Source organism: Pseudomonas sp. FBCC-B1565, from assembly GCF_059133265.1.
On sequence record NZ_CP101438.1, the window covers coordinates 4,807,819 to 4,825,530 of the forward strand.

The 17,712-nt window shown below is 62.2% G+C and carries 15 protein-coding genes; 4 read left to right on the top strand and 11 right to left on the bottom strand.

Going from position 1 to position 17,712, the window contains the following annotated elements:
- Positions 1 to 28: 28 nt before the first annotated feature.
- The 5 genes from hisC to mtnA all read right to left on the bottom strand — a co-directional run bounded on the left by hisC (position 29) and on the right by mtnA (position 7,476).
- Complete coding sequence (gene hisC, locus NL123_RS22235; protein ID WP_494356352.1) at positions 29 to 1,141, bottom strand: histidinol-phosphate transaminase; 1,113 nt, start codon at positions 1,139 to 1,141, stop codon at positions 29 to 31.
- Positions 1,142 to 1,150: 9 nt separating this feature from the next.
- Positions 1,151 to 2,245, bottom strand: a complete 1,095-nt coding sequence (pheA, locus tag NL123_RS22240; protein WP_003172650.1) for a prephenate dehydratase — start codon at positions 2,243 to 2,245, stop codon at positions 1,151 to 1,153.
- Positions 2,245 to 3,330, bottom strand: a complete 1,086-nt coding sequence (gene serC / locus NL123_RS22245) for a 3-phosphoserine/phosphohydroxythreonine transaminase (RefSeq protein WP_494356353.1) — start codon at positions 3,328 to 3,330, stop codon at positions 2,245 to 2,247. The genes pheA and serC overlap by 1 nt, the downstream gene beginning before the upstream one ends.
- Before the next feature lie 111 nt (positions 3,331 to 3,441).
- A complete protein-coding gene (gyrA, locus tag NL123_RS22250) occupies positions 3,442 to 6,096 on the bottom strand; it encodes a DNA gyrase subunit A (protein ID WP_010211963.1) in 2,655 nt (884 codons plus the stop codon).
- A 303-nt stretch (positions 6,097 to 6,399) separates the two neighbouring features.
- Positions 6,400 to 7,476 carry an S-methyl-5-thioribose-1-phosphate isomerase gene (mtnA, locus tag NL123_RS22255; protein ID WP_494356354.1) on the bottom strand — a complete coding sequence of 359 codons (1,077 nt, stop codon included), beginning with the start codon at positions 7,474 to 7,476 and terminating at the stop codon, positions 6,400 to 6,402.
- Between the two features lie 108 nt (positions 7,477 to 7,584).
- Between mtnA and NL123_RS22260 the strand changes: the two genes are divergently transcribed.
- From NL123_RS22260 to NL123_RS22275, 4 genes are all read left to right on the top strand, one after another.
- A complete protein-coding gene (locus NL123_RS22260) occupies positions 7,585 to 8,916 on the top strand; it encodes a TRZ/ATZ family hydrolase (RefSeq protein ID WP_494356355.1) in 1,332 nt (443 codons plus the stop codon).
- A 64-nt stretch (positions 8,917 to 8,980) separates the two neighbouring features.
- Positions 8,981 to 9,679 carry a bifunctional 2-polyprenyl-6-hydroxyphenol methylase/3-demethylubiquinol 3-O-methyltransferase UbiG gene (ubiG, locus tag NL123_RS22265; RefSeq protein ID WP_003189760.1) on the top strand — a complete coding sequence of 233 codons (699 nt, stop codon included), beginning with the start codon at positions 8,981 to 8,983 and terminating at the stop codon, positions 9,677 to 9,679.
- A gap of 4 nt (positions 9,680 to 9,683) precedes the next feature.
- Positions 9,684 to 10,355, top strand: coding sequence for an N-acetylmuramic acid 6-phosphate phosphatase MupP (gene mupP / locus NL123_RS22270; RefSeq protein WP_494356356.1), 672 nt, complete (start codon positions 9,684 to 9,686; stop codon positions 10,353 to 10,355).
- Between the two features lie 185 nt (positions 10,356 to 10,540).
- Entirely contained in the window at positions 10,541 to 11,281 is a 741-nt protein-coding gene (locus tag NL123_RS22275; protein WP_248487068.1) for a YciK family oxidoreductase, read from the top strand.
- A gap of 130 nt (positions 11,282 to 11,411) precedes the next feature.
- Here the strand turns inward: NL123_RS22275 and NL123_RS22280 are convergent, their stop codons facing one another.
- Genes NL123_RS22280 through NL123_RS22305 form a run of 6 tightly spaced genes read right to left on the bottom strand, consistent with a single transcriptional unit; the run spans position 11,412 to position 17,575 of the window.
- Positions 11,412 to 12,926, bottom strand: coding sequence for an ABC transporter substrate-binding protein (locus NL123_RS22280; RefSeq protein WP_494356357.1), 1,515 nt, complete (start codon positions 12,924 to 12,926; stop codon positions 11,412 to 11,414).
- 35 nt (positions 12,927 to 12,961) lie between these two features.
- Entirely contained in the window at positions 12,962 to 13,933 is a 972-nt protein-coding gene (locus NL123_RS22285; RefSeq protein ID WP_494356358.1) for an ABC transporter ATP-binding protein, read from the bottom strand.
- Positions 13,930 to 14,886 (bottom strand): ABC transporter ATP-binding protein, encoded by a 957-nt coding sequence (locus NL123_RS22290; protein WP_494356359.1) that lies wholly within the window; start codon positions 14,884 to 14,886, stop codon positions 13,930 to 13,932. The genes NL123_RS22285 and NL123_RS22290 overlap by 4 nt, the downstream gene beginning before the upstream one ends.
- On the bottom strand, positions 14,883 to 15,740 hold the full coding sequence (locus NL123_RS22295) for an ABC transporter permease (RefSeq protein WP_494356360.1): 858 nt from the start codon (positions 15,738 to 15,740) through the stop codon (positions 14,883 to 14,885). The genes NL123_RS22290 and NL123_RS22295 overlap by 4 nt, the downstream gene beginning before the upstream one ends.
- On the bottom strand, positions 15,737 to 16,684 hold the full coding sequence (locus NL123_RS22300; RefSeq protein ID WP_494356361.1) for an ABC transporter permease: 948 nt from the start codon (positions 16,682 to 16,684) through the stop codon (positions 15,737 to 15,739). Before NL123_RS22300 ends, NL123_RS22295 begins: the two co-directional genes overlap by 4 nt.
- A 3-nt stretch (positions 16,685 to 16,687) precedes the next feature.
- Complete coding sequence (locus NL123_RS22305) at positions 16,688 to 17,575, bottom strand: proline iminopeptidase-family hydrolase (protein ID WP_248487066.1); 888 nt, start codon at positions 17,573 to 17,575, stop codon at positions 16,688 to 16,690.
- Positions 17,576 to 17,712: the final 137 nt, after the last annotated feature.

A 17,712-nucleotide genomic window follows, 5' to 3' on the forward strand; every position in this document is an offset into this window, starting at 1 on the left:
AGGCACAGCAGGTTGCAATGCAGTGACATCAACCACGAGCCAGAACCTTGGCCAGCGCCTCCAGGAAGCGGCTGTTTTCAGCCGGCAGACCGATGGTGATGCGCAGGTGGTTCGGCATCCCGTAGTTGGCCACCGGACGCACGATCACGCCTTCGCGCAACAGCCCCTGGAACACCGGGGCAGCCACCTGGCCGAGATCGACGCAGATAAAGTTGCCCTTGGACGGAATCCAGCCCAGGCCCAGTTCGCGGAAGCCTTCCTGCAACTGCAGCATGCCGCTTTCGTTGATGCGGCGACCCTCTTCCAGATACTCGGCATCCTTCACCGCCGCACAGGCCGCCGCCAGGGCCAGGCTGTTGACATTGAACGGCTGGCGCACGCGGTTCAGCACATCGGCGACCACCGCACTGGACAAGCCGTAGCCCACGCGCAACGACGCCAGGCCGTAGGCCTTGGAGAAGGTGCGCGACACCAGCAGGTTCGGGTACGCGGCCAGGAAGTCCAGGCCGTCCGGCAGGTCGCTGCCTTCGGCATACTCGATATAGGCCTCGTCCAGCACCACCAGCACGTGCTCAGGCACGTCTTGCAGGAAGTCGTTCAGCGCCTGGGCGTCGAACCAGGTGCCGGTCGGGTTGTTCGGGTTGGCGATAAACACCACGCGGGTCTTGGCGTCGATGGCCGCCAGCATGGCTGGCAGGTCGTGACCCCAATCTTTCGCCGGAATGATGCGCGCATCGGCACCGACGGCCTGGGTCACGATCGGATAGACCGCAAACGCGTGCTCGCTGAACACCGCGTTCAAGCCCGGTGCCAGGTAGGCACGGCCGACCAGTTCAAGAATGTCGTTGGAACCGTTGCCCAGGGTCACCTGGTTCAGCTCGACCCGGCACTTTTCCGCCAGCAGCGACTTGAGCGCGAAGCCGTTGCCGTCCGGATACCGGGTCAGCTCAGCCAGCTCTTCACGAATCGCTGCCAATACCTTGGGGCTGGGACCAAGCGGATTCTCGTTGCTCGCCAGCTTGACGATTTTCGAAGGATCCAGGTTCAACTCACGCGCCAGCTCATCCACAGGCTTGCCCGGAACGTAAGGCGACAGTTGTTGCACGCCCGGCTGCGCCAGGGCGAGGAAGTTGCCACTCATGTTAACGCCTCACAAAACCGCTTTCGGGTAAGAGCCCAGCACCTTGAGTGCCACGGCTTCCTGACTGATTTTCTCGAGCACGCCCTTGACCAGTGGGTCGCGGTGATGGCCGATGAAGTCGATAAAGAACACGTAAGTCCATTTACCGCTGCGCGAAGGACGAGTCTCGATGCGCGTCAGGTCAATCCCGTTGTCGTGGAACGGCACCAGCAGCTCATGCAGCGCGCCAGGCTTGTTGCTCATGGACACGATGATCGAGGTCTTGTCGTCACCGGTCGGCGGTACTTCCTGGCTACCGATCATCAGGAAGCGCGTGGAGTTGTCCGGGCGATCCTCGATTTTCTCGGCCAGCCGCGTCAGGCCGTACAGGCCCGCCGCCATATCACCGGCGATGGCCGCCGAGTTCCACTCACCCTTGACCCGCTTGGCGGCTTCGGCGTTGCTGGAGACCGCCACGCGCTCGACATTCGGGTAATGCGCATCCAGCCATTTGCGGCACTGGGCCAGCGACTGCGCGTGGGAGTAGATGCGGCTGATGCTGTCAGTCTTGGTGTTCTCGCCCACCAGCAGGTGGTGGTGGATGCGCAGCTCGACTTCGCCGCAGATCACCATGTCGTGTTCGAGGAAGCTGTCCAGCGTGTGGTTGACCGCGCCTTCGGTGGAGTTTTCCACCGGAACCACGCCAAAGTTCACCGCACCGGCCGCCACTTCACGGAACACTTCGTCAATGGCCGCCATTGGCTTGCTGATCACGGCGTGGCCGAAGTGCTTCATGGCCGCCGCCTGGGTGAAGGTGCCTTCCGGGCCGAGGTACGCCACTTTCAGCGGCTGCTCCAGCGCCAGGCACGAAGACATGATTTCACGGAACAACCGCGCCATCTCCTCGTTGCCCAGCGGGCCCTTGTTGCGCTCCATCACGCGCTTGAGCACCTGGGCTTCACGCTCGGGACGGTAGAACACCGGCACTTCGCCTTCGGCCAGGGATGCCATCTTCACCCGTGCCACTTCCTGGGCGCACCGCGCACGCTCACTGATCAGCTCCAGGACTTTCTCGTCCAGGCTGTCGATGCGTACGCGCAGGGCCTTGAGTTCTTGCTCAGACATTAGCCGTGTTCCTTTTCGAACTCTGCCATGTAGGCAACCAGCGCGTTGATCGCGTGGATGTCGACGGCGTTGTAGATGGAGGCGCGCATGCCACCCACCGAGCGGTGACCCTTGAGGTTCAGCAGGCCGCGTTCGTCGGCACCGGCCAGGAATGGCTTGTCCAGGCGGTCGTCAGCCAGGCGGAACGGCACGTTCATCCACGAGCGGTCGGTCAGGTTGATCGGGTTGCTGTACAGGCCGCTGGCGTCGATGAAGTCGTACAGGGTGCGCTTCTTCACTTCGTTGAGCTTGCCCATGGCGGCGACACCGCCCTGCTCTTTCAGCCACTCGAACACCAGGCCGGACAGGTACCAGGCGAACGCCGGCGGGGTGTTGTACATCGAGCCGTTATCGGCTGCGACCTTGTAGTTGAGCATGGTCGGGCACAGCGATCGCGCACGACCCAGCAGGTCTTCGCGGATGATGTTGACCAGGATGCCGCTCGGGCCGATGTTCTTCTGGGCTCCGGCGTAGATCATGCCGTACTTGGACACGTCGATCGGGCGCGACAGGATGTCCGAGGACATGTCGCACACCAGCGGCACGTCGCCCACTTCCGGTACCCAGTCGAATTCCAGGCCGCCAATGGTTTCGTTGGCCACGTAGTGCACGTAGGCAGCGTCCCTCGACAGCTTCCACTCGTTCTGACCCGGAATGGCGAAGTAGTCGTAAGGCTTGGCGGTGCCTGCCACATTGACGTGACCGTAACGCGAGGCCTCTTCAATAGCCTTCTGCCCCCAGATACCGGTGTCGATATAGTCGGCAGTGCCGTCTTCCGGCAGCAGGTTCAGCGGGATCTGGGCGAACTGCTGGCTGGCGCCACCTTGCAGGAACAGCACTTTGTAGTTGGATGGGATGTCCAGCAAGTCGCGCAGGTCCTGCTCGGCCTTGGTGGCGATAGACACGAACTCATCGCTGCGATGGCTCATTTCCATCACGGAGAGGCCTTTTCCATGCCAGTCGAGGAGTTCACCCTGCGCACGCTGCAGGACTGCTTCAGGAAGCGCCGCGGGACCGGCACAGAAGTTATAGGCTCTCTTGCTCACATCCAATCTCACTCTGATCTGGTGGGGTGGTGCAATAAACGGGTATTTCAATACTTTCAGAAGGGACAAACAACAAGGGGGCGAATCTTCATCCGCCCCCTGTGTGTCCGCTTATTCCTGCGGTTCTTCTTCGTCTGCGGCAGCGTCGAGGGTTGGCTCGTCGACGTTGTCATCGCCTGCTGCGATCACCTCGCCCTCAAACTCCTCACCTTCCAGCTCTTCGCCTTCGACTTCCGATGGCTCCTGGACACGCTCCAGGCCGACCAGTTTTTCGTCCTTGGCCAGCTTGATCAGGGTCACGCCCTGGGTGTTACGGCCCAGGCTCGACACTTCAGCCACACGGGTACGTACCAGGGTGCCCTGGTCGGAGATCAGCATGATTTCCTCGCCGTCGAGCACCTGCACCGCGCCGACCAGACGGCCGTTGCGGTCGTTGCTGACCATGGCGATCACGCCCTGGCCGCCACGCTTGTACTCCGGGAACTCGCTGATGGCGGTGCGCTTGCCATAACCACGCTCGGAGGCGGTGAGGATCTGGCTGCCTTCTTCCGGGATCAGCATCGAAATCAGCTTCTGCCCTTCTGGCAGGCGCATGCCGCGCACACCGCGGGCGGTACGGCCCATGGCGCGCACGTCGGATTCCTTGAAGCGCGTTACTTTACCGCCGTCGGAGAACAGCATGACTTCACGCTCGCCGTCGGTGATGGCAGCGGAGATCAGTACGTCGCCTTCGTCCAGCTCCAGAGCGATCAGGCCCACGCTGCGCTGGCGGCTGAAGGATTCCAGCGGGGTCTTCTTCACGGTGCCTTTGGCGGTGGCCATGAAGATGAAGTGACCCTCGGTGTATTCCTCGACCGGCAGCATGGTGGTGATGTATTCATCACTGTCCAGCGGCAGCAGGTTGACCAGTGGGCGACCACGGGCAGCACGGGACGCTTCCGGGATTTCGTAGGTCTTGAGCCAGTACACCTTGCCCTTGCTGGAGAACAGCAGCAGCGTGGTGTGGCTGTTGGCGACCAGCAGGTGGGCGATGTAGTCCTCATCCTTCACGCCGGTAGCCGACTTGCCTTTACCGCCACGACGCTGGGCCTGGTACGCAGCCAGCGGCTGGGTCTTGGCGTAGCCACCGTGGGAGATGGTCACTACACGCTCTTCTTCCGGGATCATGTCACCCAGGGTCAGGTCGAGGCGTGCATCGAGAATCTCGGTGCGGCGCACATCGCCGTATTCGGCGCGGATCACTTCCAGTTCTTCGCGGATCACTTCCATCAGGCGCACGGCGCTGCTGAGGATGCGGATCAACTCGCCGATCTGGTTGAGGATCTCCTGGTACTCGGCCAGCAGCTTCTCGTGCTCCAGGCCGGTCAGGCGGTGCAGGCGCAGTTCCAGGATGGCCTGGGCCTGTTCCGGCGACAGGAAGTACTTGCCTTCGCGCAGACCGTATTGCGGGTCCAGGGTCTCCGGACGGCACGAGTCGGCGCCGGCACGTTCAACCATGGCCACCACGGCGCTGGATTCCCAAGGGGTGCTGATCAGCGCCTCTTTGGCTTCCGACGGGGTTGGCGAGGCCTTGATCAGGGCGATCACCGGGTCGATGTTCGACAGCGCAACTGCCTGGCCTTCCAGGATGTGGCCGCGTTCGCGGGCCTTGCGCAGTTCGAACACGGTACGGCGGGTGACCACTTCGCGGCGGTGACGCACGAAGGCTTCCAGCAGGTCCTTGAGGTTCAGGATGCGCGGGCGGCCATCGATCAGTGCAACCACGTTGATACCAAACACGCTTTGCAGCTGGGTCTGGGCGTAGAGGTTGTTGAGGATCACCTCAGGCACTTCGCCACGACGCAGCTCGATCACCACGCGCATACCGTCTTTGTCGGACTCGTCGCGCAGCTCGGTGATGCCTTCGAGCTTCTTCTCTTTGACCAGCTCGGCGATCTTCTCGATCAGGCGTGCCTTGTTCAGCTGGTACGGCAGCTCGGTGATGACGATCTGCTGGCGGCCACCGACCTTGTCGATGTCTTCGATGATCGAGCGGGCACGCATGTAAATGCGGCCGCGACCGGTGCGATAGGCTTCGATGATGCCGGCGCGACCGTTGATGATCGCGGCGGTCGGGAAGTCCGGGCCGGGGATGTATTGCATCAGCTCATCGACGGTCAGCTCGGGGTTGTCGATGAGGGCCAGGCAACCGTCGATGACTTCACCGAGGTTGTGCGGCGGGATGTTGGTCGCCATGCCCACGGCGATACCGCTGGAACCGTTGACCAGCAGGTTGGGGATCTTGGTCGGCATGACGGCCGGGATCATTTCGGTGCCGTCGTAGTTCGGCACCCAGTCCACGGTTTCTTTATGCAGGTCGGCCAGCAGCTCATGCGCCAGCTTGGTCATGCGCACTTCGGTGTATCGCATGGCCGCGGCGTTGTCGCCGTCGACCGAACCGAAGTTGCCCTGGCCGTCTACCAGCAGGTAGCGCAGGGAAAACGGCTGGGCCATCCGAACGATGGTGTCGTACACCGCAGTGTCGCCGTGAGGGTGATACTTACCGATCACGTCACCGACAACACGGGCAGATTTCTTGTACGGCTTGTTCCAGTCGTTACCCAGCTCGCTCATCGCGAACAGCACACGCCGGTGCACGGGCTTCAAGCCATCGCGCGCATCAGGCAGTGCCCGACCGACAATTACGCTCATCGCGTAGTCGAGGTAGGACTGTTTCAGCTCGTCTTCGATATTGACCGGGAGGATTTCTTTGGCCAGTTCGCCCATGAGAAGCCTGATTCCTTTTTCGGGTGAAACCTCGTCACATCCATATGGGACGAACGAAGCTCGCCGCTGCCGGCAGAGTGCCTGACAACGACTTACGACAAATCAACGAGTTATGACACGGATCTGCACGTTATAGGCCGCCCCTCGGGGCAGCCCTGGAAACCGCCGGATGTTATCACAATCGCCGCCACGCACCTATCCCCCTGATGCGCATGGAGCATAGTAAGTTGACGGATGACAGGCTTGAGGGCGACGAGAGGGGCTCTGAGCTGGATCCAAGCCCGATTTCGGCGGCAAATTGGCTTAATGCAAGCGTTTACGGCACATCAATTTGGCCAACTTGGCGGTGTCCGGTCGTTCGACCACGCCTTTTTCGGTCACGATCACATCGATCAGGTCAGCCGGGGTCACGTCGAACACCGGATTGAAGGCCGCCACATTCGCTGCGAAGCGCTGGCCGGCGACTTCCAGCAACTCACCGGCATCACGTTCTTCCAGGGCAACGTCATCGCCAGTGGCCATCATCAGGTCCAGGGTAGAACTCGGCGCCACCACCATGAAACGCACACCGTGGTGCATCGCACACACCGCCAACTGGTAGGTGCCGATCTTGCTGATCACATCACCGTTGGCGGCAATGCAGTCGGCGCCGACGATCACCCAGGTCACGCCTTTGGTCTTGAGGATATGCGCACCGGCCGAGTCGGCATTCACCGTCACCGGGATGCCCTCGCCCGCCAGCTCCCAGGCGGTCAGCCGCGAACCTTGCAGCCAGGGCCGGGTTTCATTGGCGTAGACCTGCTCGACCATGCCTTCGAGGTAAGCCGCGCGAATCACCCCCAGCGCCGTCCCCACACCGCCGGTCGCCAGGGCACCCGCGTTGCCGTGGGTGAGGATGGCCTGGGCGTTGCCCTGGTGCTTGCGGATCAGCTCGACGCCGAGCTGGGCCATGGTCAGGTTGGCCTCGCGGTCACTCTCATGGATAGCAATGGCTTCCGCCTCCAGCACCGCCAGCGGGTCGGCGTGCTTTTTCACACGATCCAGGCGATCACGCATGCGCTTCAACGCCCAGAACAGGTTCGACGCGGTGGGTCGGGCATCGGCCAACAATGCATAGTCTTCTTCCCACGCAGCCTGCCAGTCACCGCCTTCGGCGATCCGCTCACGGGCGGCCAGCACCAGGCCATATGCGGCGCTGATGCCGATGGCCGGCGCACCGCGCACTACCATCGAGCGAATGGCTGCAGCCACTTCATCGACCGTCACGCAGGCCACCCACCTTTCCCGGGACGGCAAGGCACGCTGATCGAGCAGGTACAGTGCGCCATCACGCCAATCGATGGCCTTCACTTTCTCCGCAGCCAACAGTCGATCGCGCATCCCTTACTCCGCACTCATAAACAAAGCCGCCGATTATAGCGATCCGCCAGCCAGGACGCTCGGGTATACTTCGCCCTTCTTTTATAGCTGCCTGGGAAGAAGCCTGCGATGACCGCCACTGCCGCCCCGCTCGACCTATTGTTGCTGCCAACATGGCTGGTGCCTGTCGAACCCGCCGGCGTGGTGCTCAAGGAACATGGCCTGGGCATCCGCGATGGGCGCATTGTGTTTATCGGGCCTCGCCAGGCGGCGTTGAAGCTGACCGCCAAGGAGACCCGTGAACTGCCGGGCATGCTGCTCAGCCCCGGCCTGGTCAACGCCCACGGGCACGCCGCGATGAGCCTGTTTCGCGGCCTGGCCGATGACCTGCCGCTGATGACCTGGCTGGAAAAACACATCTGGCCCGCCGAAGCCAAGTGGGTCGATGAAGCCTTCGTACGCGACGGCACCGACCTGGCCATCGCCGAACAGCTCAAGGGCGGCATCACCTGCTTCTCCGACATGTACTTCTACCCCAAGGTCGCCAGCAATTGCGTGCACAACAGCGGCATGCGCGCACAAATCGCGATTCCGATCCTCGACTTCCCGATCCCCGGCGCCGGCAGCGCCGACGAGGCGATTCGCCAAGGTGTCGAGCTGTTCGGCGACCTCAAGCACCACCCGCGCATCAAGATCACCTTCGGCCCACACGCGCCCTACACGGTGTGCGATGACAACCTGGAAAAAATCCGGGTGATCGCCGAAGAACTGGACGCCGCGATCCATATGCATGTTCACGAAACCGCCTTCGAAGTGCAGCAAGCGGTCGAGCAGACCGGCGAGCGCCCGCTGGCGCGCCTGGGTCGCCTGGGGCTGCTGGGCCCGCGCTTCCAGGCCGTTCATATGACCCAAATCAGCGAGGACGACCTGGCTTTGCTGGTAGAAAGCAACACCAGCGTCATCCATTGCCCGGAATCCAACCTGAAACTGGCCAGCGGCTTTTGCCCGGTGGAGCGTCTGTGGCAGGCTGGCGTGAATGTGGCCATCGGCACCGATGGCGCCGCCAGCAACAATGACCTCGACCTGTTGGGCGAAACCCGCACGGCGGCGATGCTGGCCAAGGCCGTCGCCGGTTCGGCCACCGCACTCGATGCCCATCGCGCCCTGCGCATGGCCACCCTCAATGGCGCGCGGGCCATGGGCCTGGAAAGCGAGATCGGCTCGCTGGAAGTCGGCAAGGCGGCGGATATCGTTGCTTTCGATCTGTCGGGGCTGGCGCAACAACCGATCTATGATCCGGTCTCACAGCTTATATATGCCACCGGACGCGATTGCGTGAAACACCTTTGGGTCGCCGGCAAGCAATTGCTCGACGACCGGCAATTGACCCGCATGGATGAACACCAGTTGACCACCACGGCCATCGCCTGGGGCCAACGCATCAGCGGGCACAGCGAATAACGAAGGTCTTGAACCCCGGCGTTCAAGACTGACAAACCGATTTATCAGATTTAGAGGATTCACCATGAGCAACGTCGACCACGCCGAAATCGCCAAATTCGAAGCCCTGGCTCACCGCTGGTGGGACCGCGAAAGCGAGTTCAAGCCTTTGCACGACATCAACCCGCTGCGGGTCAACTGGATTGACGAGCGCGTCAACCTGGCCGGCAAGAAGGTACTGGACGTCGGTTGCGGCGGCGGCATCCTCAGCGAAGCCATGGCCCAACGCGGCGCGACCGTGATGGGTATCGACATGGGCGAAGCGCCCTTGGCCGTGGCCCAGTTGCACCAGTTGGAGTCCGGGGTGAGCGTGGAATACCGCCAGATCACCGCCGAAGCCCTGGCCGAAGAGATGCCCGAGCAGTTCGACGTGGTCACCTGCCTGGAAATGCTGGAGCACGTACCGGACCCGTCCTCGGTGATCCGCGCCTGCTTCCGCATGGTCAAGCCCGGCGGCCAGGTGTTCTTCTCCACCATCAACCGCAACCCCAAGGCCTACCTGTTCGCGATCATCGGCGCCGAATACATCATGAAGCTGCTGCCGCGCGGCACCCATGACTTCAAGAAATTCATCCGTCCCTCCGAGCTGGGTGCGTGGAGCCGCCAGGCCGGGCTGACCGTCAAGGACATCATCGGCCTGACCTACAACCCGCTGACCAAGCACTACAAGCTGGCCAACGATGTGGACGTCAACTACATGATCCAGACCCTGCGCGAGGAGTGAGCCTGTGAAGTTGCGAGCGGTTCTCTTCGACATGGACGGTACCCTGCTGGATACCGCGCCGGACTTTATCGCCATCTGCCAGGCCATGCGCGCCGACCGCGACCTGCCGCCGATCAACCCGCAGCACATCCGCGATGAAATCTCCGGCGGTGCGCGGGCAATGGTGGCGGTGTCCTTCTCGATGGACCCGGAATCGCCAGGCTTTGAAGAACTGCGCCAGGAATTCCTCGAGCGCTACCTCAAGGGCTGCGCGGTGCACAGCAAGTTGTTCGACGGCATGGCCGAGCTGCTGGATGACATCGAGAAGTCCAAGCTGGTCTGGGGCGTGGTCACCAACAAGCCCCTGCGTTTTGCCGAACCGATCATGCAGCAACTCGGCCTGGCCGAACGCTCGGCACTGCTGATCTGCCCGGACCACGTGAAAAACAGCAAGCCGGACCCGGAGCCGATGATCCTGGCCTGCAAGATGCTCGGCCTGGACCCGGCCAGCGTGCTGTTCGTGGGCGACGACCTGCGCGACATCGAGTCCGGCCGCGACGCCGGCACCCGCACCGCGGCGGTCACTTACGGCTACATCCACCCGGACGACAACCCACGCCATTGGGGCGCCGATGTGGTGGTGGATCACCCGCTGGAACTGCGCAAGGTGCTCGATAACGCACTGTGCAGTTGCTGATTACTCAACGCCCCCACCCTCTATGAAGATCCAATGTGGGAGGGGGCTTGCCCCCGATAGCGGTGTGCCAGCCCGCACCTATCGGACTGATAGGCCCTCATCGGGGGCAAGCCCCCTCCCACAGGGGATCTTCAGTGTTTTCGGATTTGGGGTTCATAAGCTGCTGAATTCTGTCGAGGCTATTTATGTTTGATTACTCCGCACGTCCAGAACTGCTCAAAGGCCGGGTGATCCTGGTCACCGGTGCCGGTCGCGGGATCGGCGCCGCGGCGGCGAAAACCTATGCCGCCCACGGCGCTACCGTACTGTTGCTGGGCAAGACCGAAGCCAACCTGGCCCAGGTGTATGACGAAATCGAAGCCGCAGGCCAACCACAGCCGGTGGTGATCCCCTTCAACCTGGAGACCGCCCTGCCCCATCAATACGATGAGCTGGCCGCGATGATCGAAAAGGAATTCGGCCACCTCGACGGCCTGCTCCACAACGCCTCGATCATCGGCCCGCGCACGCCGCTCGAACAGTTGTCCGGCGAGAACTTCATGCGGGTGATGCACGTGAACGTCAACGCGATGTTCATGCTGACCAGCACCTTGTTGCCGCTGCTCAAATTGTCCCAGGATGCGTCGGTGGTGTTCACCTCCAGCAGCGTCGGGCGCAAGGGTCGGGCTTACTGGGGCGCTTATGGCGTGTCGAAGTTTGCGACCGAAGGCTTGATGCAAACCTTGGCTGATGAGCTTGAGGATGTGGCAGCAGTACGCTCCAACAGCATCAACCCAGGCGGCACGCGCACCAGCATGCGCGCCCAGGCGTATCCCGGGGAAAACCCGATGGAGCGGCCTGCTCCGGAAGAGATCATGCCGGTGTACCTGTACCTGATGGGGCCGGACAGTACCGGCATCAACGGCCAGGCGTTCGACGCGCAATAACCGGCACATTGTAAAACCAAATGTGGGAGGGGCTTGCCCCCCGATTGCAGTGGATCAGTCAACAGATACAGTGACTGTCCCACCGCTATCGGGGGCAAGCCCCCTCCCACATTTTTTATCGCGGTGTGGTTTAGTTTTTCACCACTTCTTCGAGGGTGAAACGGCCCAACGGGTTCTGCAGGAAGTTGCTCACATTCTTGCGTGAGATGTTGATGTAAGGGCTGTAGTACAAGTCGATCCAGTTCACATCCTGTTTCGCCAGTTTCTGCAATTCCACATACATCTGCTCACGCTTGACCGGGTCGGCCTCGATCCGTGCCTGAGCCACCAGGTCCTTGACCTTGTCGTTCTTGTAGCGGGTCATGTAGTTCTGGTTGGTGTCGTGGCCCAGCACGAAGGTGGTCTTCTGGTCGGGGTCGAGGATGTCGTTGGTCCAATACATCACCGAAATATCGTACTCACCGTCCACCAGCATCTGCCAGCTCTGGGTCGGGTCGACCTTTTGCAGGTTGGCGGTCACGCCGACCTTGGCCAGCTGGTCCTTGATGATCACCGCAATCTGCTCGTCGGCTTCGTTACCGGCGTTGACCACGTAGTTGAGCTTCAAGTCCTTGGCACCGGCCTGCTCCAACAGCTTCTTGGCGGCCGTGGGGTCATACGGGCGCTGCAGGTTGTTGGCGTAGTGGTACAGCGAGCCCTTTGGAATGTAGGAATAGGCCACAGTGCCCTGACCGTAGGTGGCGGTCTTCACCAGCGATTGTTTGTCGATGGCCATGTCCAGCGCCTGGCGCACCTCCGGCTTGGCCAGCAGGCCGTGGGCGTGGTTGATCAGCAAGTGATCTTCACGGGTGGACGGGTCGGCGTGGATCACCACGTTCTGGTCTTTCTTCAACTCTTCAACCCGCGAGAACGGTACGAAGATCGCCGTGTCCAGCTCGTTGTTCTGCACCATGCGCATGCGCGTGTTGTCGTCGGTCACGGAGACCCACTCCACGCCATCCAGGCTCACGTTCTTGGCCTGCCAGAAGTTCGGGTTCTTCTTCAGAATCACCCGATCACCCTTGCGCCACTCGTCCACGGTAAACGCACCGGAGGTCACTGGGTTTTCCGAGTAGGCGTCTTCGCCCATCTTGGTCATGGCTTTTTCCGACAGGATCGACACCGTCGGCGACGCCAATTGCGAGAGGAAGGCCACAGCCGGGGTCTTCAAGGTGACCACCAGGGTTTTCGGGTCCGATGCCTTGGCCGTGCTGATCAGGTTGAACGGATCAGCCCACAGCGAAGCCTTGTTGTCGCGGATACGCAGCAGGCTGAACGCCGCATCGTCGGCGGTAATGGCCGAGCCATCGGAGAACTTCGCGTCACGCAGTTTAAAGGTGTAAGTCAGCCCGTCCTTGGAGATATCCCAGCTTTCGGCCAGGCCCGGCTCCATCTTGGTGCCCAGGTTGTCGACGCGAACCAGGGTGTCGTAGACGTTGGCGAAGACCCAGGTGTCGCGGTTTTGCGCGCTTTTGATCGGGTCAAACGTGGTGCTGTCTTCACGGCAGCCGATGGTCAGTACACCGGCGGCCTGCGCGAAACCGGCAGTCAGCGACCAGGCGGTCAGTGTGGCGGCGGCGAGCAACTTCAAGTGGCGCGATTGCATGTCATAACTCCTTGTTCATGAATGGCAGGGATGGGTCAAAGCAAAGGTTCTTCAAGCACGCAACTGTACCGATGCTCGTGCAGGAAATGCGTTGGCGGCAACACCACGGAACACATGGCGCGGGCATGCCGACAACGCGGGTGGAAGGCGCAGCCTGTGGGCAAATTCAGTGGGCTCGGTGGTTCACCCGGCAAAGGTTGCGTAGGTAACGGCCGATGCGGATCGATCTCGGGAATCGCCTGGATCAACGCCGCTGTGTAGGGGTGACGCGGTGAAGTAAAGACCGCCTCCACCGGCCCTTCCTCGACGATCTTGCCCAGGTACATCACCGCCACGCGGTCGCACAGGCGGCGCACGATGGCCAGGTCATGGGCGATAAACAGGATCGCCAGGTTCATGCGCTGTTGCAGTTCCAGCAACAGGTTGATGATCTGGCCCTGGATCGACACATCCAGCGCCGCCACGCACTCGTCGGCGATGATCAGGCGTGGCTCCACCGCCAGCGCCCGGGCAATGCCGACGCGCTGGCATTGCCCGCCGCTGAGGGAGCCGGGCTTGCGGCTGGCCAGTTCGGGACGCAGGCCGACCAGGTCGAGCAGTTCATTTACGCGCACGTGAATCTGCTCTGGCGCGACGTTGCGCTGCACGCGCAGCACCTCGGCAATGGTTTCGCCGATGGTGTGACGCGGGTTCAACGCGGCGTACGGGTCCTGGAAGATCATCGCAGTTTCATGGCGCAGGCGAGTGATGTCGATGGCGCTGCCGTGGGCCATGTCGATGCCATCAAACAACACCTGACCGGCACTGATCGGGTTGAGGTGCAGGATGGCGCGGCCCAGCGTGCTTTTGCCACTGCCCGACTCGCCCACCAGCCCCAGGGTTTCACCCGCCGCCAGGTTCAGCGACACGCCGTTCACCGCCCTCACCCACTGCTTGTTCAACCCGAACACGCCGGTGCCGGACGCGGCAAACTTCACCTCCAGGTCCTTGATCTGCAACAGACTCATGGCTGCGCTCCCAACGGGTAATGACAGGCGACCCGAGCACCCTCCGGTAGCACCTCGGTGCACAACGCGCCGACCTGCGGGCAACGCGGATTGAACCGGCAACCAGCGGGCAATGCGTCCAGCAACGGCGGCTGCCCGGGGATCGTGCGCAGCATGGCGTGGCCGCTGCTGTGGGCGGGTTGGCAATCGATCAGGCCGGCGGTGTAAGGGTGCTGCGGTCGAGCCAGCAAGTCGTACTTGCTGCCGTGCTCACACAGGCGCCCGGCGTACATCACGGCGATGGAATCACAGGTTTGCGCGACCACGCCGAGGTCATGGGTAATCATGATGATCGACAGGCCGCGCTGATCACGCAGGTCCAGCAACAACCGCAGGATCTGCGCCTGCACCGTCACATCCAGGGCCGTGGTCGGCTCGTCGGCGATCAGCACTTTAGGGTTGCAGCCCAGGGCCACGGCGATCATGGCGCGCTGGCGCATGCCGCCAGAAAACTCGTGAGGGTAGTTGTCGACCCGCGCCTGGGGATCGGGGATGCCAACCTGGCGCAGCACGTCGATAGCCTGCAGCCGCGCGTCTTTTTTCGATGCGCCTTGATGCAGTCGAATGCCTTCGGCAATCTGCTCGCCGATACGCATCAGCGGGTCAAGGTGGCTGCTGGGGTTCTGGAAGATCATGCCCAGTTGGCCGCCGCGCACGGCACGCATGCCAGCATCATCCAGTGCCAACAGATCCTGGCCGGCCAGCCGCACTGCGCCGCCTTGCACGCGCAGGCTGGGCGATGGCAGCAGGCGCATCAGGCCGCGACAGGCCATGGTCTTGCCCGAGCCGCTTTCCCCTACCAGGCCGAGGATTTCGCCTTCGGCCAGGTCGAGCGACACCCGATCGACCAAGGTGACGTCGCGCCCGGCATTGTTGGCGATGACACTGAGGTCGCGCACTTGCAGCAGGCTCATGAGCGGTCCCCCAACACTTGCGCCACGCCATCGGCCAGCAAGCTGAAGCCCATGGCCAGGGTTACGATGGCCAGCCCCGGAAAGGTACAGATCCACCACGCGGTGGTGATAAAGGCCTGCCCCTCGGCGACCATCGTGCCCCATTCGGCAGTCGGCGGTTGCACGCCCAGGCCCAGGTAGCTCACGGCAGCGCCATTAAGCAGCACCAGCACCGCGTCCGACATGGAAAACACAATCGAGCCGAACATCGCATTGGGCAGCAGATGCCGGAACAGAATGCGCCCGTGGCCAAAGCCCAGGCTCTTGGCGGCCAGGGCAAACTCGCTTTCCTTGAGCACCAGGATCTGCGAGCGGATCAGCCGCGCATACGACACCCAGCCCACCAGCGCCATGGCGATATAGAAACTCTTCAGGCCTGGACCGAGGATGGCCATGATCGCCAGCATCAACACCAGGAACGGAAACGCCAGGATCACGTCGATCACGCGCATGCAAAAACTGTCGAAGCGCCCGCCGATGTAGCCTGAGACCGCACCGATAAAGGTGCCGATCATGAAGGGAAAGATCACCCCGACAATCGCCAGTTGCAGGTCGATGCGCGCGCCCCAGATCACCCTCGACAGGATGTCCCTGCCGTAGTTATCCGTACCAAACGGATGCGCAAGACTCGGACCGAGCAAACTGAAATCCGTGTTTTGCGCGATCGGGTCATACGGTGCTATCCACGGCGCAAACAGCGCAAGCGCCAACCACACCAGCAGAATCAACAGGCCCCACGCCGCCGTCAGCCGGCCATTGCGAAAGCCGAAGCGCAGGCGCATGCGCCACGCGGCAATCAACGGGCGGCTGCTCATTGCATCTTCACCCGTGGGTCGAGGGCCACCGTCACCACGTCAGCGATGAAGTTGACCACCACCGTCGCACAGGCCAGCACCATGGCCACGCCCTGCACCACCATGTAATCGCGGGTGAAAATGCCGCGCACCAGCAATTGGCCGATACCGGGAATGGCGAACAGGCTTTCGATCACCACCGTGCCGCTGATCAGCCAGCCGATGTTCACCGCCAGCAGGTTGACCGCCGGCACCAGGGAATTTGGCAACACATGCCGACGAAAAACGGCGGTTTCCGACAGCCCACGGGCGCGGGCCGCGGTCACGTGATCGGCCTGCAACTCCATCAGCATGCTCGCCCGCAGGTTGCGCACCAGCACCGCCGACAGCGCCAGGGCAATCGTCAGGCACGGCAGCACCATGTGATGCGCCTTGTCCAGCCAGGTGCGGCCGTAGCCGGACACCGGAAACAAGCCCCACTGCACACTCAGCAACAGGATCAGCATCAAGCCCAGCCAGAACGCCGGCATGCCCAGGCCAACCGTGGTGAACACGCGGATCAGGTTGTCCGCCCAGCCGCCCTTGTTGCGTGCGGCCCACGTCGCCAGCGGCACCGCGATCAGCAGCGCCAGCACCACGCTGCCCAGTACCAGCACCAGGGTGGGCTCGATGCGCGTGACAATCAGCTTGAGAGCGTCGACCTTGTACAGCAGCGATTGGCCGAGGTCGCCCTTGAGCAAGTTCTTGAGGAAGTAGAAATATTGCAGCCACAACGGCTGGTCGAGGCCGTACTGGGCGCGGATCTTCAGCAAGGCATCCGGTGTGCTGCGCGAGCCCAGCAAGGCGCGCGCCGGGTCGCCGGGGATCGAGCGCACCAGCACAAAGGTGATCAGGCTGATGCCAAACAGCACCGGCAGCAACTGCAGCGGCCGGGACAGCACAAAACCATAACGCGCCAGGTTCATCCGTCAGCCTCGGTGACGAGCAAGGAAGTCCAGCAACACCGGGAAATACGCCTGGGGCTCCTCGTAAAAAGGCATATGGCTGCTGTTGGGGAACACATGCAATTCGGCGTGTCGGGCCGCCATTTTCATGCGCATGGCGCAGGCCGGGGTGAGTTCGTCGTGCTGGCCGGTGGTGATCAGGATCGGCATCTTGAATTCGGCCATCTCGGGGATGCGGTTCCAGTCCTTGAGGTTACCGATGTAGAGGAATTCGTTGGGCCCCTGCATGGTTTCGTAGGGGCCCATGTTCCAGTCGCCAAGGGAACGCTTGACCGGCTCGGGCCATTCATCGAGGCGGCACACGTGGCGGTAGTTGAGCAAGGTGATCGCCGCCTGGTATTGCGGGTGGTCGAGGGTGCCCATGGCCTCGTGGCGTTGCATCATGGCCACGGTTTCGCTGCCGAGGGCGCCGCGCAGGCGCTCCAGCTCCTGGGACAGGTGCGGAATGTCGCCGACGGTGTTTTCGAGGATCAGGCTTTTCAGTGCGTCGGGGTAATGGATGGCGTATTCGATACCGAGCCAGCCGCCCCAGGAATGCCCGAGCAAATGCACACGGCCCAGGCCCAGGGCCTGGCGCACGGTTTCGACTTCTTCGACATAACGGCGGATTTCCCACAGGGAAATATCAGTGGGTCTGGCTGATGCGCCCGTGCCAAGCTGGTCGAATGCAACCACTCGCAGGTTATGGTCTTTGAGCCAGCCATGGGCGTCGCGCAAGTAGTCACACGGCAGGCCCGGCCCGCCGTTGAGGCACAGCAGCACCTCATCGCCTTCGCCGAAGCTGTAGACCACGAGGTTATGGCCGTCGACTTGCACGTTGTACTGCTGGTCGGGGGCAATTTCACGCCACATGCATACATTCCTTGTGTAGTGTCGGCCTGGCAGGTAGCGGGCCGTTTATCAGGCCAACACTACCGAGGATGCCGCGCGTCCATAACCTAGCATTTCTTATAGGTTTGGCCTGGCAGTCCTTCGCCGGGGCGTGGCAT